Annotated in this window: 13 protein-coding genes and 1 riboswitch; of the genes, 2 read left to right on the top strand and 11 right to left on the bottom strand. The window is 69.9% G+C overall.

Translation table 11 applies throughout. The features are described 5' to 3' along the window. Positions 1 to 271: 271 nt before the first annotated feature. The 5 genes from IWC96_RS14180 to IWC96_RS14160 all read right to left on the bottom strand — a co-directional run bounded on the left by IWC96_RS14180 (position 272) and on the right by IWC96_RS14160 (position 6,893). Positions 272 to 1,237 carry an alpha/beta fold hydrolase gene (locus IWC96_RS14180; protein WP_021696479.1) on the bottom strand — a complete coding sequence of 322 codons (966 nt, stop codon included), beginning with the start codon at positions 1,235 to 1,237 and terminating at the stop codon, positions 272 to 274. A 13-nt stretch (positions 1,238 to 1,250) separates the two neighbouring features. Then, positions 1,251 to 2,435, bottom strand: a complete 1,185-nt coding sequence (locus IWC96_RS14175) for an AI-2E family transporter (RefSeq protein WP_021696478.1) — start codon at positions 2,433 to 2,435, stop codon at positions 1,251 to 1,253. 77 nt (positions 2,436 to 2,512) lie between these two features. Next, complete coding sequence (locus IWC96_RS14170) at positions 2,513 to 4,684, bottom strand: 3-hydroxyacyl-CoA dehydrogenase NAD-binding domain-containing protein (protein WP_196839121.1); 2,172 nt, start codon at positions 4,682 to 4,684, stop codon at positions 2,513 to 2,515. Between the two features lie 18 nt (positions 4,685 to 4,702). Beyond that, entirely contained in the window at positions 4,703 to 5,908 is a 1,206-nt protein-coding gene (locus tag IWC96_RS14165; RefSeq protein WP_196839120.1) for an acetyl-CoA C-acetyltransferase, read from the bottom strand. A gap of 88 nt (positions 5,909 to 5,996) precedes the next feature. Next, positions 5,997 to 6,893: an alpha/beta fold hydrolase gene (locus tag IWC96_RS14160; protein ID WP_045318739.1), complete on the bottom strand. Its 897-nt coding sequence runs from the start codon at positions 6,891 to 6,893 to the stop codon at positions 5,997 to 5,999. A 49-nt stretch (positions 6,894 to 6,942) separates the two neighbouring features. Between IWC96_RS14160 and IWC96_RS14155 the strand changes: the two genes are divergently transcribed. Next, positions 6,943 to 8,061 carry an aromatic ring-hydroxylating dioxygenase subunit alpha gene (locus tag IWC96_RS14155; RefSeq protein WP_021696474.1) on the top strand — a complete coding sequence of 373 codons (1,119 nt, stop codon included), beginning with the start codon at positions 6,943 to 6,945 and terminating at the stop codon, positions 8,059 to 8,061. Between the two features lie 133 nt (positions 8,062 to 8,194). Here IWC96_RS14155 and trpS read toward each other — a convergent pair whose 3' ends face one another. From trpS to IWC96_RS14130, 5 genes are all read right to left on the bottom strand, one after another. Continuing rightward, positions 8,195 to 9,232 (bottom strand): tryptophan--tRNA ligase, encoded by a 1,038-nt coding sequence (gene trpS, locus IWC96_RS14150; protein ID WP_021696473.1) that lies wholly within the window; start codon positions 9,230 to 9,232, stop codon positions 8,195 to 8,197. Positions 9,233 to 9,274: 42 nt separating this feature from the next. Then, positions 9,275 to 10,918: a murein biosynthesis integral membrane protein MurJ gene (murJ, locus tag IWC96_RS14145; RefSeq protein ID WP_021696472.1), complete on the bottom strand. Its 1,644-nt coding sequence runs from the start codon at positions 10,916 to 10,918 to the stop codon at positions 9,275 to 9,277. 35 nt (positions 10,919 to 10,953) lie between these two features. Then, positions 10,954 to 13,638, bottom strand: coding sequence for a [protein-PII] uridylyltransferase (glnD, locus tag IWC96_RS14140; protein WP_196839119.1), 2,685 nt, complete (start codon positions 13,636 to 13,638; stop codon positions 10,954 to 10,956). Then, a complete protein-coding gene (gene mutS, locus IWC96_RS14135) occupies positions 13,635 to 16,328 on the bottom strand; it encodes a DNA mismatch repair protein MutS (RefSeq protein WP_196839118.1) in 2,694 nt (897 codons plus the stop codon). The genes glnD and mutS overlap by 4 nt, the downstream gene beginning before the upstream one ends. Before the next feature lie 79 nt (positions 16,329 to 16,407). Then, a complete protein-coding gene (locus IWC96_RS14130; RefSeq protein WP_021696469.1) occupies positions 16,408 to 17,424 on the bottom strand; it encodes a cupin-like domain-containing protein in 1,017 nt (338 codons plus the stop codon). Positions 17,425 to 17,494: 70 nt separating this feature from the next. Beyond that, positions 17,495 to 17,662: riboswitch (cobalamin riboswitch) on the top strand. 165 nt (positions 17,663 to 17,827) lie between these two features. Between IWC96_RS14130 and IWC96_RS14125 the strand changes: the two genes are divergently transcribed. Continuing rightward, positions 17,828 to 19,657 carry a TonB-dependent siderophore receptor gene (locus IWC96_RS14125; RefSeq protein ID WP_021696468.1) on the top strand — a complete coding sequence of 610 codons (1,830 nt, stop codon included), beginning with the start codon at positions 17,828 to 17,830 and terminating at the stop codon, positions 19,655 to 19,657. Here IWC96_RS14125 and IWC96_RS14120 read toward each other — a convergent pair. Further along, a complete protein-coding gene (locus IWC96_RS14120; protein ID WP_262423481.1) occupies positions 19,641 to 20,543 on the bottom strand; it encodes an aldo/keto reductase in 903 nt (300 codons plus the stop codon). The genes IWC96_RS14125 and IWC96_RS14120 overlap by 17 nt on opposite strands. Positions 20,544 to 20,581 lie beyond the last annotated feature (38 nt).

Here is a 20,581-nt window from a genome sequence, read left to right as displayed (position 1 = left end):
GCGACGGGCTGTGATCGAGCGGGATATAGCGGCGGGGCGGATTACTCGCCGGGTCCGGGACATGGAGCGCTGTCCATGCCCGCCCGTTCAGGGCCTGAACACCGGCTAGCGCCTAAGACGCGTGCCCACCGGGGGCTCTGGAAGAACGATCGCGCGGGGCGTCAGCCTTCGTCGAAACGGTATTTGTCTATCCCATACACCGGGCGATGGCCCGGCGCCCCGCTCCCTTCCCATCAACCCGCACCGACGGGCGCTTCAGCCTGTCCGGGGCTCAGCCGCGAACGCCTGCCAGAAAATCCAGCAGGGCCGCGTTGACCGCCTCGGGCCGCTCCTGCTGCAGCCAGTGGCCGGCGCCGGGAATCTCGATCATGCCGCGCAGGTCGGTCAGCCAGTCCGCCTGCGCCTTCTCATGGCGCCCGGCGTAGTGGCGCACGGGGTCGTTCTCGCCGATCATGAACAGGGACGGGACGTCGATGGTGCGGTCCTGAAGCCAGGCGGTCAGGGACCAGTTCAGGTCCATGCAGCGGTACCAGTCCAGCGGCCCCCTGAACCCGCCCGCGCGGAACGCCGCCACATACTCGGCGAAGTGGTCGCCGCTCATCCACGGCGGCCGGGTCGCCCCGTCGCTGACGCCGTCAATCATGGACTGGCCCGGCTTCAGAAAACCGGTGTGGCGCTGATCGGCGGGGGTGGCGCCGTCATAGGCCCAGAACATCTTCCTCAGGGCCGTTTCGGGATCGGCCTCGAACGGCGCATGGGCGTCCGCGTCCTGGAACCGGGTGATGTAGAGGTCGTCGGTCCCGGCCCGGGCGGCGATGGCGCGCATGGCGGCGATGGGCGGGCCCTTCGCCCGGCGTGGCTGGAACGGCACCGACAGCCCGGCCACGGCGGTGAACAGATCGGGCCGCATCAGGGCGCAGTGCCAGGCCACGGACGCCCCCCAGTCATGGCCGATCACCACACACGACCGCTCGCCCAGCGCCCGCACCAGACCCACCATGTCGCCCACCAGATGCAGGATGGAGTGGTCTTCGGTCCTCGCAGGCCGGTCGGTCGCGCCATAGCCGCGCATGTCCGGCGCGACGGCGCGATAGCCGGCCTCGGCCAGGGCGTCGATCTGGGCGCGCCAGCTGATGGCCAGCTCCGGAAACCCATGGACCAGCAGCACCAGCGGCCCCTCGCCCGCCTCAAGAACGGACTGGTTCAGGCCGTCGGTGGCGATCAGGCGGCGGTCCATGGGGTGCTCCTCGTCAATCGGAGGGTGCAGCATCCTTCTCGCTGATCGGTTCGTCCAGATAAACGCCCTTGATCAGCACGAAAACCAGCACCGCCAATGGCGTGGCCAGCAGCACGCCGAGAGGCCCGAACAGGGCGGCGAAGATCAGGATGGAGAACAGGGCGATCACCGGCGGCAGGGACACCATGCGCTTCTGCACCAGGGGCATGATCAGATTGCCTTCCAGCTGCTGGATGCCGACGTAGAGCAGCAGTGTCCACAGCATCATCTCGGGCCCCATCGTGGCCGCCAGCAGGAGCGCGGGGATGGTGGCCGCCACCGGGCCGACGATGGGCACGAACTCCAGCGCGCCTGCGATCATGCCCAGCGCCAGAGGCGAGGGCAGGCCGATGGCCCAGGCGCCCAGGCCCGTGATCACGCCCACCAGCGCCATGGCCGCCAGCTGGCCCAGCAGCCAGCGCCGAAGACCGAGTCCCGAAACGTCGAACGCCTTGCCGACCATGTCGGCGGTGGAGGCGCTGCGCTTCTTGAACAACCGCACCACCCCGGCCCTGTAGCTTCGGGGGTTGAGGGCCAGGAAAATGCCGGCGAAGATGACCAGAATCAGTTCCGCGATCACGCCGGCGATCAGTCCGGCGAAGGCGCCGAGACTGGAGAAGACCTCACCGGACAGCAGGCTCCCGTCGGTGGCTGGCGGCGCAGGGGCGACGCCCGGAGCGCTGTCATCCGGCTCGAGCTGTCGGGCGGTGTCTTCGCCGCCGCCTTCGCCCATCCGGTCAATCAGGCTGTCCAGCCGCTCCACCACCTCGGGTCCGAACGGCAGGGTCGCCAGCTGGCCGCGCGCCGCATCCCAGGCCTGGGGGAGACGCGTGGCGAGATCAGACGCCTGGCTGGAAATCTCGCGCCCGAAAATCCAGCCGCCCAGGGTCATCAGCGCCACGATCGACGCCAGGGCCGCGAGCACGGCGGGGCGGGGCGGCAGTTTGGCGTACCGTTCGAACGGCTCGGCGGCGGTGCTGAGGATCAGGGCCAGCAGAATGGCGCCGAACACCAGCAGCAGGATGTGGCTGAGCTGCCAGATCAGGAGGGCCGTGACGACGACGCCCGCGACCAGCACGGTCTGGCGCAGCAGACGGCCGTCATCGGCGCGCTGTTCAGAGGCCTTCTCGGGCGCGGCTTCGGTCGGTGATTTTCCCATCGCCCCCTAACGCACCGGGCGCGCCGGGGTTCTCCCGACGCGCCCGTCACGCATCCGCTTCAATGCTCAGAGGACGGTCAGGCCGCCTTCTTGCCCGCGAACTTGCCGTAGAAGGTCTCGCCCTTGGCCGCCATGTCGCGCAGAAGTTGGGGCGGGGTGAACCGCTCGCCGTATTGCGCGGCGTACTTGTCCGCCTGCTCCACGAAGGCCTTCAGGCCGATCTGGTCGATCATGGTGATCGGGCCGCCGGTCCAGGGCGCGAAGCCCCAGGCCAGGATGGCGCCCACGTCGGCCTCGCGCGGGTCGTCGATGACGCCCTCTTCCCAGCAACGGGCCACCTCCACCGCCTGGCGATAGAGCAGGCGGCGCTTCTGGTCCTCGACCAGCTCGGGCGTGGACTCGGCGATCGTCACCGGCGCCAGCTCCGACAGGCCCTTCCAGAGCGTCTTGGGCTTGCTGTCATAGTCATAGAAGCCCTTGCCGTTCTTGCGGCCGTAGCGTCCCAGCTCCTCGACCATCTTCTCGACGATCTCCATGCCCGGCTGCGGCGTGAACTTGTCGCCCAGATCGGCCTTCGTCTGCTTCGTGATCTTGACCGACAGGTCCAGGGCCACGTCGTCGTGCATCTCCAGCGGGCCGCGCGGCATGCCGGTGGCGCGACCGATGTTGTCGATCATGGCCGGAGCGTAGCCTTCCTCCAGCATGGCCAGACCTTCGGCCACATAGGTGCCGAAGCAGCGCGAGGTGTAGAAGCCGCGCCCGTCGTTGACGACGATCGGGGTCTTCCTGATCTTCATCACATAGTCGAGGGACTTGGCGATGGCCGCCTTCCCCGTCTTCTCGCCAAGGATGATCTCCACCAGCATCATCTTGTCGACGGGCGAGAAGAAGTGGATGCCGATGAAGTCCTCGGGCCGGACGCTGGCCTCGGCCAGACCCGTGATGGGCAGGGTCGAGGTGTTGGAGCCGAACACGGCGCCCGGAGCCAGCTGCGCCTCGGCCTTCTTCGTCACCTCGGCCTTCAGGTCGCGGCTTTCGAACACGGCCTCGACCACCAGGTCGGAACCCTTGATCAGCTCGTAGTCGGTGGTCGGGGTGATCAGGGCCAGGACGGCGTCGGCCTTGTCCTGGGTCATCTGACCGCGCGAGACGCGCTTCTTCAGGATGTCCTCGGCGTAGGACTTGCCCTTGTCGGCGCCTTCCTGGCTGACGTCGATCAGGATGGTCTCGATGCCGGCCATGGCCTGCACATAGGCGATGCCCGCCCCCATCATGCCGGCGCCCAGAACGGCCACCTTCTTCGGGTCGGACTTGGGCACGTCGGCCGGGCGCAGGGCGCCCTTGTCCAGTTCCTGCTTGGACAGGAACAGCGACCGGATCATGCCCTGGGCCTGCGGCGTCATCAGGGTCTTGATGAAGTAGCGGGTCTCGACCCGCAGGGCCGCGTCCATGGGCAGCTGAACGCCCTCATAGACGGCCTTCATCATGTTGGTGACGGCCGGATAGTTGCCGTAGGACTGCTTCCTCAGCATGGCGTTGCCCATGATGAAGACCTGCGAGCCTGCGGGGTGATAGGGACCGCCCCCGGGCAGCTTGAAGCTCTTCTCGTCCCAGGGCTGGACGGCCTTGCCGCCGCCCTTGATCCAGGCCTTGGCCGCCTCGACTTCCTTGCCGGGCTCGACCACCTCGTGGACGACGCCGGCGGACAGGGCGTCCTTGGGACGCCAGCTCTTGCCCTCGGACATCTGCATGAGGGCGGCCTGAACGCCGATCAGGCGCGGCAGGCGCTGGGTGCCGCCGCCGCCGGGGAACAGACCCACCTTGATCTCGGGGAGGCCCAGCTGAATCTTCGAATTGTCGCCGACCACGCGGTAGTGGCAGGCGAGGGTGAGTTCGAGGCCGCCGCCCAGGGCCAGGCCGTTGATGGCCGCAGCCACCGGCTTGCCGCAGGTCTCCAGCGCCCGCAGGGCGCCGTTCAGACGCCAGCCGGCGTCATAGGCCGCCTGCAGGTCCGAGCCGCCCAGCATGCCGCCGGCCATGTCGCCCAGATCCGCCCCGGCGCAGAAGCCCGAGGGCTTGCCGGAGGTCAGGACCACGCCCTTGATGGCGTCGTCGCCCTTCACCTGTTCGACCCACTCGGGGATCTCCTTCATGACGCCCGAGGTCAGGGTGTTCATGGAGCGGCCCGGCACGTCGAAGGTCACCGTGGCGATGCCGTCGCCGTCGATCTCGATCTTGAAGTTTTCCATGGGTGCTTCTCCTTCGGATCAGACGCGTTCGATGACGGTGGCGGTGCCCATGCCGCCGCCGATGCACAGGGTGGCCAGGGCGGTGGTCTTGTCCGAGCGCTCCAGCTCGTCCAGCGCGGTGCCCAGGATCATGGCGCCGGTGGCCCCCAGGGGGTGGCCCATGGCGATGGCGCCGCCGTTCACGTTGATCTTGTCGTGGGGGATGTTCAGGGCCTGCATGTAGCGCAGGACCACCGCGGCGAAGGCCTCGTTCAGCTCATAGAGATCGATGTCGCCGGCCTCCATGCCCAGGCGGGCCAGCAGCTTGCGGGTCACGGGCTCGGGGCCCGTCAGCATGATGGAGGGTTCCGAACCGATGGAGGCGGCGCCGCGGATCTTCGCACGGGGCTTGAGGCCGAGCGCCTTGCCCGCCTCGAGGGTGCCGATCAGCACCCCGGCCGAACCGTCGACGATGCCCGAGGAGTTGCCCGGGGTGTGCACGTGATTGACGCGCTCCACCTCGGGGTAGCGCTGGTTGATCACGGCGTCGAAGGCCATCTCGCCCATCATCTGGAACGAGGGGTTCAGCCCGCCGAGGACCTGCATGTCGGTCTTGGGACGCACGGTCTCGTCGTGGTCGAGGATGGTGAGGCCAAGCTGGTCCTTCACCGGCACCACCGACTTCCTGAAGCGGCCGTCGGCCCAGCTGGCGGCGGCGCGCTTGTGGCTCTCAACCGAATAGGCGTCCACGTCGTCGCGGCTGAAGCCGTACTTGGACGCGATCATGTCGGCCGACACGCCCTGGGGAACGAAATAGGTGGCGATGGCGCTGGACGGGTCGATGGGCCAGGCCCCGCCGTCGGAGCCCATGGGCACCCGGCTCATGGCCTCGACCCCGCCGCCCACGGCCATGCGGGCCTCGCCGGAGGCCACCTTGGCGGCGGCCATGTTCACGGCTTCCAGGCCCGAGGCGCAGAAGCGGTTGATCTGGACGCCGGCGGTCAGCTGCGACCAGCCGGCGGTCAGCACGGCGGTGCGGGCGATGTCGGCGCCCTGCTCGCCCACCGGGGCCACACAGCCCAGGATCACGTCATCCACCTGCGAGGTGTCCAGATCGTTGCGGTCGCGCAACGCCTCCAGAACCTGAGATGCGAGGGACAGGGCGGTGATCTCGTGAAGGGATCCGTCCTTCTTGCCCTTGCCGCGCGGGGTGCGCACGGCGTCGAAGATGTAGGCGTCGGCCATGGGTGCGTCTCCTTTGAGGACGCTTCCTTAGCGCGTTTGCCGACGAAATGCTACGTTTACGTCAACGTCAACTTACGACTTTTTTCGCTCAGTCGAGGAAGGCGCGGACCTCAGCCTCGAATACGTCCGGCTGGTCGATCATGATGAAATGGGCGCTGTCGGGGATTCGTTTCAGGGCGACGCCGGAAAGCGGGGCGTAGACGGCCTGGAACACGCCATCCAGCTGGGCGTCGCTCAGGGGGATGTTGGGCCCGTTGACGTAGAGCACGGTCGTGGGGGCGGTGATGCGGCCCAGCTCGCCGGTCAGATCGGTGGTGATCAACTCGTGCATGGCGTTGGCGGCGACGCGGCGGTCGGTCTCGACCGCATGGCGGACCGGACCGGCGCGGCCGGACTCGGTCAGGACCATGCCCGCGATGGCGGCCTGCGCGCCGGCGGCCCAGCCCGCGTCATCGGCCGAGGCCATGCGGTCGCGGGTCATGTCAGCGACGGGGCGGACGCTCTCCGCGGTCGTCCCTGCGGGCCCGTAGAACACGCCCATGAAGGGCACCTGATCCACCACCATCAGCCGCTCGACCAGCGCCGGATGACGGGCCGCCAGCATCAGGCCGATGGTGCCGCCCATGGAGTGGCCGATCACCGGTGCGGATGTGATGTCGTTGAAAGCCAGGTATTCGGCGATTTCCTCGGCCACCGGGGCGGCCACGGGGCCCGAGGCGTTGTCGCCCGCGTCCAGTCCGGCGAAACCGCGCACATGGACCCGGTGCACCCGGTAGCCGGCGCCGAGACGCGCCACCAGATCATCCCAGATCTCCGGATGCGAGCTCAGACCGGGGATCAGCACCAGATCGCGGCCCTGACCCGAGGTCCAGACCATGATGCGCGCGCCGTCGAAGGGCGCCTCGGCCTCCTGACCCACCGAGCCGGTGGCGCAGCCGGAAAGTACAAGGGCCGCCCCGCCCGCCAGAACCATTCTGCGATCCATGTCCGCTTCCCTCTTCGCGCCGTGATTTGACCAGTGGTATAGGCGACTCATGCCCGCAGACAGCGACGCCAGCAAGACGGCCGTGCCCGAGGCCAAGTCCCCGCCCACCGCCTTCGGCAAGGGCTTCATCACCGACGCCTGGTATTTCGCGGCCCTGTCGCGGGACGTGAAAGCGGCCGGGCTCAAGCGCTACGAACTGCTGGGCGAGCCGGTGCTGATCGGGCGCACCCGCGCGGGCCAGGTCTACGCCATGCGGGACATCTGTCCCCACCGGGCCGCCCCCCTGTCGGCCGGACGCCTGGTCCAGCATGACGGCGAGGGCGAGACGGTGGAATGCCCCTATCACGGCTGGCGTTTCCGGCCCGACGGGGTGTGCGCGGCGATCCCCTCGCTGGTCCAGGACCAGGCCTTCGAGGCGGACCGGATCCGGGTGCGATCCTATCCCGTGGTCGAGAGCCAGGGGCTGGTGTTCGTGTGGATGGCCGCCGATCCTCGCAATCCGTCGGCCCCCGACCATGACCCGCCGGTGTTCCCCGGCGTGGTGGGCGGCGACGCGAAGCTGGTTGAGTGGATGGATTTCGACAGTCATGTGGATCACGCCGTGGTGGGCCTGATGGACCCGGCTCACGGCCCCTATGTGCATCAGCAGTGGTGGTGGCGCAGCGCCCAAAGCCGGCACGAGAAGGCCAAGGCTTTCGAGCCGCGGGACCATGGGTTCGCCATGGTCCGCCACGCGCCGTCATCCAATTCCTACGCCTACCGCATTCTGGGCGGCAAGCCGGCGACCGAGATCACCTTCCGCCTGCCCGGCTATCGCTGGGAACATATCCAGGTGGGCGAGAGACAGGTGCTGGCCCTGACCTGCCTGACGCCCCTGACCGAGACGACGACCCGCATCACCCAGATCTTCTGGTCCGACCATTGGGTGTTCGACCTGATCCGCCCGTTCCTGAAGCGGGGCGCCCGCGCCTTCCTGAAGCAGGACGGCGACATGGTGAACCTGCAGAACGAGGGCCTGCGCTACGACCCGGCGCTGCTGTGGATCGACGACGCCGACAAACAGGCCAAGTGGTACCAGCAGCTGAAGCGGGAATGGCTGAAGAGCCGCGCCGAAGACCGGGCCTTCGCCAATCCGGTCAAGGCCGCGACCCTGCGCTGGACCAGCTGACGCCGCCCGGTGATTTCAGACTCTGCGCTGAAAAAAACAGGGTCTGAATAGTCTGAATTGTCTGAAATCGCCCCTCCCGGTCTCGTCCCCTGAAGCGCCATTATAAGGCCGTGGGAAGGAGCGGGATTAAAAATCAGGCGCGCCAGAAGCCGACGATGCGTTTGACCTCGTCCACCACCGGATCGGCGATTTCGGCGGCGCGCTCGGCGCCGGACTTGAGGACGCGGTCGATCTCGGCCGGGTCGTTCATCAGGCGGCGCATCTCGGCGGTGACGGGGGCCAGGGACGACACCGCCAGCTCGGCCAGTTTCGGCTTGAAGGCGCCGAAGCCCTGACCGGCGAACTCGGCGGTGACCTGTTCGCGACTCTGGTCCGACAGGGCGGCATAGATGGCGATAAGGTTCTTCACCTCGGGCCGGTCGTCCAGCGCCTCGTCCGGCGCGGGCATGACGCCCATATCGGTCTTCGATTTCCTGATCTTGCCGGCGATGGCGTCGGCGTCGTCGGTCAGATTGATGCGGCTCATGTCCGAGGGATCGGACTTGGACATCTTGGCCTGGCCGTCGCGCAGGGACATGACCCGGGTGGCCGGTCCCTGAATCAACGGGTCCGGCAGAGGGAAGAAGCCGGGGACGCCGAAGTCGTTGTTGAACTTGGCGGCGATGTCGCGGGTCAGCTCCAGATGCTGCTTCTGATCCTCGCCCACCGGCACTTCCGTCGCCTTGTAGAGCAGGATGTCGGCGGCCTGGAGCACCGGATAGGTGTACAGGCCCACGGAGGCGCGCTCCTTGTGCTTGCCGGACTTCTCCTTGAACTGGGTCATGCGGTCCAGCCAGCCGAGGCGGGCGACGCAGTTGAAGATCCAGGCCAGCTCGGCGTGGGCGCGCACGGCCGACTGCGGGAAGATCACCGACTTCGCCGGATCCAGCCCCGAGGCGAGGTAGGCGGCGGCGATCTCGCGGGTCTGGGCGGCCAGCTTTTCGGGCTCCTGCCACACGGTGATGGCATGCATGTCGGCCACGAACAGGAAGCAGGGCGCGCCGGAGTCCTGCAACGCGGTGAAGCGTTTCAGGGCCCCCAGATAGTTGCCCAGGTGCAGGGCGCCGGAGGCCTGGATTCCGGACAGGATGCGGCGCGGGCCGGTGTAGGCGATGGGTTCAGCGTCGGACATGGCGTGGCAATGCCCCAGCGTCGCCCGCAGGGCAAGCCGGGATCAGGCCTTGCGTTCGCGCCGGATCAGACCCTTCACCTCGCCGATGGTCACCGCCCGGGTGACGAACAGCAGGATCAGATAGACCAGACCGCCCACGCCGGTGACGCCGATCAGGGCGATCTCCTTGCCGCCCCGGCCCAGCAGGCCGTCGATGGGCGCCTCGATCATGGCGCGGACCGACACCGCAGCCACGAGCAGGGCCCCCATGACCAGGCTGGCGATCAGGATGCGGGCCATGCGCCGGATGGCGGTGGCGGCGGGACGGTAATGATCCCGACGCCACAAGGTCAGGGCCAGCAGCCCCGCATTGACCCAGGCCGCCGCGCTGGTGGCCGCCGCGATCCCCTGCACCCCGGCGCCCAGCAGGAACAGGGACACGGCCAGCACCGCGTTCACCGCCACGGCCACCAGGGCATATTTCATCGGGCTCTTCGTATCCTGCCGGGCGAAGAAGGCCGGGGCCAGTATGCGGATGAGGATGAAGGCGGGCACGCCCCAGCCGAACTGGAACAGGATCTGCGCCGTGTTGATCGCGTCCACCTCGAGGAACGCCCCGCGCGTGAACAGGCCGTCGATGAGGAAATAGGGCATGGCCAGAATGGCGGTGGCGGCGGGCAGGGTCAGGGCCATGGCCAGGACCAGCGCTTCGTCCATGGAGGCCTGCTGCTGGGCGCGGTCCTCGGCGGCGATGGCCGAGGACAGCTTGGGCAGGAGGGCGATGCCGATGGCCACCCCGACGAGGCCGAGCGGCAGCTGATAAAGCCGGTCCGCCGTGGCCAGCCAGCTGCGCCCGCCCTCCACGAAGGAGGCCAGATTGCCCGACAGGAAGACGTTGATCTGGGTGGCCGAGTTGCCGATCACGGCCGGAACGGCGGTGATGATGATGGCCTTCACCTCCGGCGACAGGCGCGGCATGCGGAAACGGATGTTGGCCCCGGCCTTGCGGACAGCCCAGAAGCACAGCCCCGCCTGGGCCACGCCCGAGATCAGCACGCCCCAGGACACGGCGTAGGCCGCCCCTTCTGGCCCGCCGCTCGACGTCAGCACGGCGATCAGCATGATGACGTTCATCAGGATCGGATAGGCGCCCGAGACGATGAACCGCCCTCGCGCGTTCAGCACACCCGACAGCAGGGCGGCGATGGCCATGCAGGGCAGATACGGCATGGTGATCTGGGTCAGGATCACCGCCAGATTGTAGCGGACCGGGTCATCCAGAAAGCCGATGTTGATGCCCGCCATCAGCCACGGCATGGCCAGCTGGGCCGCCAGGGTCAGGATCAGGGTGGAGACCGCGATCAGGGCGATGGCGTCGGTGGCCACCTTGTCGGCCGCCGCCTCGCCGTCCAGGCGCAGCTTCCGGGCGTAGGCCGGAACGAAGGCGGCGGCGAAGGCGCCCTCGGCGAAGATGCGGCGGAACAGGTTCGGAAAGCTCAGGGCCGTGTTGTAGGCGTCCGCCGCCGGACCCACAGAGGCGCCCAGCACCGCATTGATGGCGATGTCACGGGCGAAGCCGGCGAACCGGCTGATCAGGGTCAGGCCGCTGAAGATGGCCGAGGAACGCATGACGCCGCCCGACTTCGGGGGTTCCGGCGCGGGCGGATTGGTCGAGGCCGAGGCCCGGAGTTCGGGATCGATGGTCATTCAGCGAAACATCCGGGATGGCGCGTCACCCGCCCTTACCTTGCTTCGGCGCGGCGGGGAACGGCGGCCTTGCGGCCCAGTTCGGAGACGTCGCGGGCGCTGGCCCGGGCGCGGATCAGCGGGCGGCCGCGCGGGTTGGGCGGCGGAGCCTGATTCATCACCGCCTCCAGCGCCGCGCGGATGGCGTCCAGACGCTTGTCGCCGGTGATCTTCCGGCCCTTGTCGGTGGTGACATAGAAGGAATCCGCCGCCCTCTCGCCGAAGGTGACCACGTGAGCCGAGCGGATCGACAGGCCAAGATCGGCCAGGGCGCGGGACAGCTGGGCCAGAAGGCGCGGCCGGTTGGCGCCGGACACCTCGATCACCGTGGCGGTCTCGGACGCCGCATTGTCGATCATGACGACAGGACGCACGTCGAAGGCGGCGCGGCGGGGGCTGGCGGGGGCCGAAGGGTCGGCCGGGGTGACGGCGCCGCCGCGTCCGACCCGCTCCAGCGCCGCCAGCAGACGGCGCAGGCGGCGCGGCTCGGCCTGACCGTAGGGCTCGCCCGCCCCGTCCTGAAGCTGGAAGATGTCCAGGGCCATGCCGTCAGCGGCTGTGGTGACCCGCGCCCCCACGATGTCGGCCCCCAGATCGGCCATGACCCCGGCGATCAGGGCGAACAGGCCGGGCCGGTCGGCCGCGGCGATGGCCACCTCGGCAGCCTGGTTGTCGGAGGGGCCCGCCATGGCGGCGGCGCCGTCGCGGCGGGCGCGCTCGATCAGGGCGTCATAGGCGGCCATGGGGCGGCTGAGGGGATCGTCCATCTCGGCCGCATCGCCCCGGAACTGCCGCTCGGTGTGCCGGTACAGGTCGCGCATCAACTGGCCCTTCCAGCCGTTCCAGACGCCGGGGCCGACGGCGCGGATGTCAGCCACGGTCAGCACCAGCAGCATGCGCAGGCGCTCCAGATCGCCGACGATCTCGGCGAAGGCGCGCACGGTGGCCGGATCGGACACATCGCGCTTCTGGGCGTAGTCGGACAGGGTCAGGTGCTGGCGCACCAGCCAGGCCACGAGCTCGGCCCGGCGCGGGTCCAGGCCGAGGCGCTCGCAGGCCCGGCGCGCGGCGATGGCGCCGTCCTCAAGCTGGCCCCGGTCGCCGCCCTTGCCCACGTCGTGCAGCAGCATGGCCAGCATCAGCACCTGCCGGTCGCGGATCAGGCCGATGATGTTGGACGACATGGGATGGTCGTCCTTCAGCTTGCCCCGCGCAATGTCGTTGATGATGCCGATGGCCTGCAGGGTGTGCTCGTCCACCGTATAGGCGTGGTACATGTTGAACTGGGTCTGGCCGACGATGCGGCCCCATTCCGGCAGGAACCGGCCCAGCAGCCCCGTCTCGTTCATCAGGGTCAGGACCCGGTACGGGCGGTCGCCGTCGGCCAGGATGTCCAGAAAGGCCGCCGACGCCGCCGGATCGCGGCGCAGCTTCGGCGTCACAAGATTCAGCGAGCGGGTGACGGCGGAGAAGGCGTCGGGATGCAGGTCCAGATCGTGGCGGTCGGCCAGCTGGAACAGGGTCAGCAGCCGCAGGGGCTCGGCCTCGAACACGTCGGGGGCGGTGATCGACAGGCGGCCGTGGTCCTCCACGAAGCCCGGCTCGCCCAGCTGGCGGCGGCGGCGGGGAATCAGGCGGGTCAGGCTGAGGGCGCGCTTCTGGCCGCGCTCCTCCAGCTTGGCGGAGAGGGCGCGGGTCAGGCCGCCTACGTCGCGGGCCACCAGGAAATAGCGGCGCATGAAGCGCTCCACCGCCGGTTCGTCCCCCCGCCCCTGCCAGCCCATGCGCCGGGCCACCTCGGGCTGGAGGTCGAAGGTCAGCTTCTCCTCGGCCCGCCCGGCGGCGCGGTGCAGGTGGTGGCGCACCCGCCAGAGGAAATCGAAGGACTCCTCGAAGGTGCGGCGCTCGCGGCCGGTGAGCAGCCCCTCCAGCGCCTCGGCGCCCAGCACGCTGTCGGGGGCCAGGCGCCGGGCGATCCAGAACAGGGCGTTGAGGTCGCGCAGACCGCCCTTGCCGTCCTTGATGTTGGGCTCGACCCGGTAACGCACCGCACCGGCGCGGGAGTGGCGCTGGTCCCGCTCCTTCAGCTTGGCGGTGATGAAGGCGCGGGGGTCGGTCCTGGTCATCTCGCGGCGGAACACCTTGAGGAAGGCGTCGGCCATGACCTCGTCACCGGCCAAGAAGCGGGCCTCCAGCAGAGAGGTCTGGATGACCATGTCGTCGCGAGCCAGGGTCAGGGCCTCGTTCATGGTGCGCGAGGCGACGCCCACCTTGGCCCCAAGATCCCACAGCACATAGAGCATGAAGCCGGTGATGCGCTCGATGCGCTCGCCGGCCCGGGCCGGGCGCAGGAACAGCAGGTCCAAGTCTGAATAGGGGGCCAGCACGCCGCGCCCGTAGCCGCCGGTGGCCAGCAGGGCCAGCTTGCCGTCCTCGTCGACGCTGTCGGACGGGTGCAGGACCTGGGTGGTGAAGCGCCACAGGGCCTGAAGCATCTCGTCGGCGGCGCCGGAGAACAGGCGCGCCACCTCGACTCCGCCGAGGCCCGAGGCCAGTTTCGACGCCGCCTTCTCGCGGCCCGCGCTCCAGTGCTCGGACAGGGCGGCGGCCACCTCGGCGCGGACGTCCGACGCGGCCCTGAGGGCGGCGAGACGGTCGTCCAGGGCGGAGGGCTGGGTCACGGGCGGGCCAGACCCTTCAGGCGATACAGCGCCTCCAGCGCCTCGCGGGGGCTGAGCTCGTCGGGATTGATGGCGGCCAGGGCCTCGTCCGTGGGGGACGGACCGGAGACCGGCTCGGGCTCGTGCACGGCGAACAGGGGCAGGTCGTCCAGGCGGACGCTGGAGGCCTTGTCGGCCTCGAGCCGGTCCAGCACCTCTCGGGCGCGGCCCACCACCGACGGGGGCACCCCGGCCAGCTTGGCCACCTGCACGCCGTAGGAGCGGTCCGCCGCGCCGGGCGCCGCCTCGTGCAGGAAGACCAGCTCTCCGTTCCACTCGCGGGCCTTCATGGACAGGTTGCAGACGTGGTCCAGCCGCTCCTCCAGCCGGGCAAGCTCATGATAGTGGGTGGCGAACAGGGTGCGGGCGCGGTTGGTCTCGTGCAGGGCCTCGGCCACGGCCCAGGCGATGGCCAGACCGTCATAGGTGGCGGTGCCCCGGCCGATCTCGTCCAGCACCACGAAGCTGCGGTCGGTGGCCTGGGTCAGGATGGCGGCGGTCTCGACCATCTCCATCATGAAGGTGGAGCGGCCACGCGCCAGATCGTCGCCCGCGCCGACGCGGCTGAACAGCCGGTCCACCACGCCCAGCCGCATGGATTTCGCCGGCACGAAGGCGCCGGCCTGGGCCAGCACCACCAGCAGGGCGTTCTGGCGCAGGAAGGTGGACTTGCCCGCCATGTTGGGGCCGGTGACGATGGACAGGCGCGCGCAGTCCGCGCCGGAGCCGTCCAGGGCGCAGTTGTTGGGCGTATAGGGATCGCCCGCGCGGGTGACCGCCGCCTCGACCACCGGATGGCGGCCGCCGGAGACCTGAAAGATCAGCGACCCGTCCACATGGGGGCGCACGGCCCCCGCCTCTACGGCCCATTCGGCCAGCGCTGCGGCGGCGTCCAGTTCGGCGAGGGCGTCGGCCACGGCCTGAAGCGGGGCGGCCAGATCGGCGACCGTGCGGCGCCAGCCCTCGAAGATCTCGCCCTCCATGGCCAGGGCGCGGGCGCCGGCCTGGCTGATCTTCGCGTCCAGCTCGGACAGCTCCACGGTGGTGAAGCGGACCTGATTGGCCAGGGTCTGGCGGTGAATGAAGGGGCTGTCGGCCTGCGGGCGCAGCAGGGGCTCGGCGTTCTTCGCGCTGGTTTCGAGGAAATAGCCCAGCACGGCGTTGTGCTTGACCTTGAAGGCCACGCCGGACTCGGTCTGGGCGCGCTGCTCCAGGTCCACGATCACCTTGCGGCTGTCGTCGCGCAGGGTGCGCACGGCCTCGAGCTCGGGCCGCCAGCCGGGACGCACCAGCCCGCCGTCGCGGGCCAGATGGGGCGGTTCGTCCACCAGCCCCTCCTGCAGGTCGATCAGCAGGGCGCCGGTGTCGGGCGTGGGCGACAGGTCCGACAGCCGCGCCTCGATCTCGGCGGGCGGGCCGGTCAGGGGATCGGGGGATCGGGCGAACAGGGCGGAGACCGCCTCGGCGGTCTTCAGGCCCGAGCGGACGGCGGCCAGATCGCGGGGGCCGCCACGCCCCAGCGCCAGCCGGGTCACGGCCCGGGCCACGTCGGCCGAGCCGGACAGAACCTCGCGCAGATCCCGGCGCAGGTCCCGGCGTTCCAGCAGCCACTCCACGGCGTCCAGTCGATGATTGATGGCCGCCGGGTCGCGCAGGGGCCGGGTGATGCGCTCGGCCAGGGCCCGGCCGCCGGCGGAGGTGATGGTGCGGTCGACGCAGGCCAGCAGGCTGCCTTCGCGGGCGCCGGACTGGGCGCGGTCGATCTCGAGGCTGGCGCGGGTGGCCGGATCGATGGCCAGCCAGCCGGCCCGGGCCGCACGACGCGGCGCTTTCAGCACCGGCAGCCGGCCCGCTTGGGTGGTCTCCAGATAGGCGGCGGCGAGGCCCAGGGCGGAGACCTCGGCCTCTTCAAAAGCGCCGAAACCGTCCAGGGTGGCGACGCCGTAGAGGCGCTGGACCCGATCGCGGGCCGCAGCCGGCTCGGCCAGCCCCTGCGCCAGGGCCTGGACCACCCCGCCCGAGCCGTCCAGCGCAGCCCGGATGTCGTCGTCGGAAAACAGCCGGTCGGGCACCAGCACCTCGGACGGGCGGAAGGCGGCCAGATTGGCGGCCAGATCGCCGGGCTCGCTGACGACGGTCTCCACCTGTCCGGTGGACAGCTCCACCACCGCCACGGCGGCCCTGCCGCGTCGGACCGACACCGCCGCCAGCCGGTTGGAGCCCCGGGCGTCCAGCAGGGAGTCCTCGGTCAGGGTGCCGGGCGTAATGACCCGCACCACATCGCGGCGAACCACCGCCTTGGAGCCACGCTTCCTGGCCTCGGCCGGGTCCTCCAGCTGTTCGCAGACCGCGACCTTGAAGCCCTGACGGATCAGGCGGGCGATGTAGCCCTCGGCGGCGTGGAACGGCACCCCCGCCATGGGGATGTCCTCGCCCTTGTGCAGGCCCCGTTTGGTCAGGGTGATGCCCAGCGCCGCCGCCGCCTTCTGCGCATCCTCGAAGAACAGCTCGTAGAAGTCGCCCATGCGGAAGAACAGCAGGGAGTCCGGGTGCCTCGCCTTGGCGTCCAGGAACTGGGCCATGACCGGGGTCACGCCCGGGTCGGGCGTGATCGGGCGGGCGTCGGTCGGCTGCTTGACGGGGGCGTTCATGAAGCGCGCAGGGTGAAGGATCGCGCGGTCGGCCTCAAGGCTCACGACGCCCTGGCCGCCACGGGATCGTGGACGAATGTCAGCCGGCCAGGGTCCGGGCCAGAATTTGGCGCATCTGGGCCACGGCTGCGGGCGACAGGCGACCCTGAACGCCGCGCCTGTCCTCGGGCAGGTGGGCGCCGGGCGGATCGTCCGCCGCGAACACGAAAGCCTCGAACATGGCCCGCCACGCCTCGCGCTGGGATGGGGGCAGATCGCGGACGGCCAGCATGGCGTGGATCAGGGCGCCCATGGGCGCGGTCGGCGCCTCGGCCTCGTTCCACCAGTAGTTCACCAGCACGCTGAAGCGGTCCAGCGACTGGACGTGGTGCCACCACATATAGGGGATGAACAGGGCGTCGCCCGGCTCCAGATCGGCCACCTCGGCGGCGGCCCAGGCCTCGGTGAAGCGGGGGTGGCGATCCAGATCCGGCTCCACAACCGACGCCATGCTGACCGGCGGTCCGGCCGGGGTGCGCTCGAAGGGGCCGATGTAGAGGTTTCGCGTCTGGTCGGGCGGAAACAGGATGAAGCGCCGACGGCCCGCCACGGCGCAGGCGATGTTGTCGTTCAGGTCGTGGTGGGTGTGCACCGTGGCGGCGTTGCCGATCCACAGGCGCGGAAACACGTCCTCGCCCAGCAGCGGCGACGGATTGGCGCGGGCGAATCCGGGCAGGGCCTGGGGCTCCGGGGTCGACTGCATGGCCACGGCGGGCGGGGCGGCCTCGTCCTGCAGGGTGAGCAGCCGGTCCAGAACCGAACCGACTGTTCCTTCCCGCTGCTCGAAATTCACGCCGGAGAGGTCCTCGTTGTAGAAGAAGCGGCCCTGGATCGAGGGCGCGCCCTCGGTGAAGCGGACCGGGGCGCCGTTGTCGAAGCCGCGAATGTGATCCGCCAGCGCTTCGGACGATTTCAGCCCCGCCTGGACCGCCGGCCAGTGGGCGACCAGGCCGCGCAGAACCGCGGGGCGCGCCGCCGGCAGGATGTGTTCCCGGAACATCGCCGCATCGACGTTGCTGTGCTCGGCGATGCGGCGCTCGGGAACGGGCGTGGACATGGCCTGAACCCTAGACCCTGATGCGTCTTGCGCAAGCCGGGAGCGCCTGCCACAAGCGCCGCAGGCGGTTAAGGGAACGCGGTCAGACACCGCGGCTGTGCCCGCAACTGTAGGCGGTTAGGCCGTCGTCCGCTCCCTGTCTTCGGGCAGGGCGCCACTGGAGCGATCCGGGAAGGCGAGGACGACGGGTCGACTTTTCAGGTCGGCCTTTGCCTGTGACCCGCAAGCCAGGAGACCTGGCCGCCGACGTCGCTCGTCCGCTGTCCGGGACCAGACAGAGGCGCGGGGACTGATCCGTCGAAGCGACCCGATCCGGCGCCGTCCTGTCTCTCGACAGGCGGATTGGTCGCTTTTGAACGTCGCCGCGCGCGCCGCGCGGGGGCTTTTGACGGAGCATCGCCCCATGAGGCGTTCCCTTATCCTGTATTCGGCCGCATCCGCGGCCCTGTTCGCCCTGCCCGCTTTCGCCGACGACGCCAGCGACGTGGACGCGGTCATCATCACGGCCACCCGCATCCCGGCCATCGTGGCCGAGACCCCCGGCGCCCGCGTCATCGACGAAGACACGATCGAACAGCGCGGCGCGGTCTTCGCCGCCGACATCCTGGCCGACGTGCCCGGGCTCAGCATCGCCCGGGGCGGGCCCTTCGGCCTGACCCAGCTGCGCATGCGCGGGGTTTCGCCGGGCAAGACCCTGGTTCTGGTGGACGGCGTGCCCGTCAACGATCCGGCCGAGATCAACGGCGCCTTCGATTTCGCCGGTTTCGATCTGGGCGACATCCAGCGCATCGAGGTGCTTGCGGGGCCGCAGTCGTCCCTGTGGGGATCGGACGCCATCGGCGGGGTGATCGCCTTCACCTCCCGCGAACTGGACGGCCTGCGCGCCGAAGCCGAGGCGGGATCGTTCGACACTGTGCGCGGCCGCCTGTCGGCGGGCGTGGCCAATGAACGCTACGCCGTCGGGGCCTACGCTTCCTATTTCGACACGGACGGCATCTCGGCCGCCGACGAGGCGGACGGCAATGACGAGGCCGACGGCTTCACCAGCACCACCCTGGGGGCCAACGGCCGCTACGCCTTCAGCCCGACCGTGACCGTCGACGCCAGGCTGCGCTGGTCCGAGAGCGACACCGACCTGGACGGTTTCCCGGCGCCGACCTACGCCCTGGCCGACACCGACGACACCACCTCCAGCGAGCAGTGGTCCGGCTTCGCGCGCCTGACCGCCCGGGCCCTGGGTCTGGATCATCAGGTCAGTGTCTCGGCCTCGGACATCTCGCGCGCGACCGTCAGCGCCTTTCCCTCGGTGTTCGACGCCGATCGGCAGGTCCTGCGCTGGCAGGCCTCGGGCGTCTCGGCCGACAGCCGGATCGACTACGCCTTCGGCGCGGAGCACGAGGACGTCTCGGGCGCCCTGTCCAGCGGGCTGAGCGAAGAACTGTCAACCACCTCGGCCTTCGCCACGGGACGGTTTCAGCTGTCGGGTCGCCTCACCCTGAGCGGGGGTCTGCGCCGGGATGACACCGAGGACTTCGGCGACGCCACCACCGGGCGGCTGTCGGCAGCCTATGAACTCGGCGGCGGCGTCATCCTGTCGGGGGCTGTGGGCACGGGCTTCAAGACCCCGACCATCAGCCAGGCCGTGTGCGACTTCTGCTTCTCGAGCGAGCCCTTTCCGGTCCTGCGTCCGGAGCACGCTGACAGTCGCGAGGCGGCGCTCGGCTGGGTGTCGGGCGACGGGCGGTTCCAGGGCCGGGCGACGGTCTATCGCCTCGAGGTGCAGGACCAGATCACCTATGTCACGGACCCCGGGTTCAACAGCTATTACGTCAACATCGCCGAGACCCGCACCGACGGGGTTGAAGTGGAAGGCCGCGCGGCGCTGCCGGCCGGGTTCGACCTCAGCCTCGCCTATGCCTGGACCGACGCGGTGGACGCGACCGACGGATCCCGGCTGCTGCGGGTTCCGGAGCATTCCGGGTCGGTGACGCTGGGCTGGACCGGCAACCGCCTGTCCGGCGCCCTGATCGTGCGCGGCGAAGGCGACATGGGGGATGCCGGGGGCGAGCGCGACGGCTTCGTCACGGCCAATGTGAACGCGGCCTGGGCGCTGAACGAGCATGTCAGCCTGACGGCGCGGATCGAGAACCTGGCCGACGAGCATTACCAGCGGCTGCTGGGTTACGGCGAGCCGGGCCGCAGCGGCTACGTGGGGATCAGGCTGCGCTACTGACCGCCAGGGGCCCGGCGGCGCTGAGCGTCGCCGGGTCGTCCAGGGCCAGGGCGGACCAGTCCAGATCCGGCGCGGGGGCGTGGGCGGCGGCCAGAACGGCGCGCAGCTCGGCCGCTGAGGCCACGCCGACGGACACCGTATCGACCCCGGGCAGCATCAGGCCGTAGGCCAGGGCGGCCTGCATGGGGTCGACCCGGCTCTCGGCCAGGCTGCGGCGGGCCCGGGACACGCCCGAACCGGCGCGCACCAGATGGGCGGGCAGATCTTCGCGGGGCGCGAACAGCACCCCGCCGGCGAAGATGGAGCGCAGCTGAACCGAAACCTCATGGGCGGCCAGACCCTCGATGAGGCCGGAGACCTCCGCACGCTGGTCCAGCAGATTGCATGGCAGCTCCACGATGTCGGGGCGGAAACGACGCGCCAGCAACTCAGGGCCGTCCTCGACCCGGGCGCACACGCCGATGCGGCGGAACAGGCCCATGTCCCTCAGGCGCTCCAGCCGGTCCCAGAGAGCGCGGCCTTCCGCGCCCGCCAGATCCGAGGCGGACGACACCATGACAGCCTCGCCGCGGGGCAGGCCCATGCGTTCGAGAGAACGGCGGGCGCGGGCCTCGACCCGGTCCAGCCCCTCGGCCGCCGAGACGGTGCTGACGGTCACCCGGAATGGACTGGGGAAGGGCCAGCATTGGCCCAGCAGGCGCTCGGTGTCGCTGACCGGGCGGGTGGCCACCAGACCGACGCCGCCGTCGGCGGCGGTGCGCAGGAGGGCGCGCACCTGCTCCTCGCGCGAGGCAGGGCCCGGCCCATGGGCGGGCGCCCCCAGCACATTGAGGGCGAGCCTGGACGCCGGTCCGGCGCCGGTCCGTGTTCTAGCCTGAAACGTCACGGGACGGACCATGCGCCCACAAAGCTTAAGGAGCGCTG

This window comes from Brevundimonas sp. BAL450 (assembly GCF_015767455.1).
Lineage (GTDB): Bacteria > Pseudomonadota > Alphaproteobacteria > Caulobacterales > Caulobacteraceae > Brevundimonas > Brevundimonas abyssalis.
This window is presented reverse-complemented; position numbering and strand designations above follow the sequence as displayed.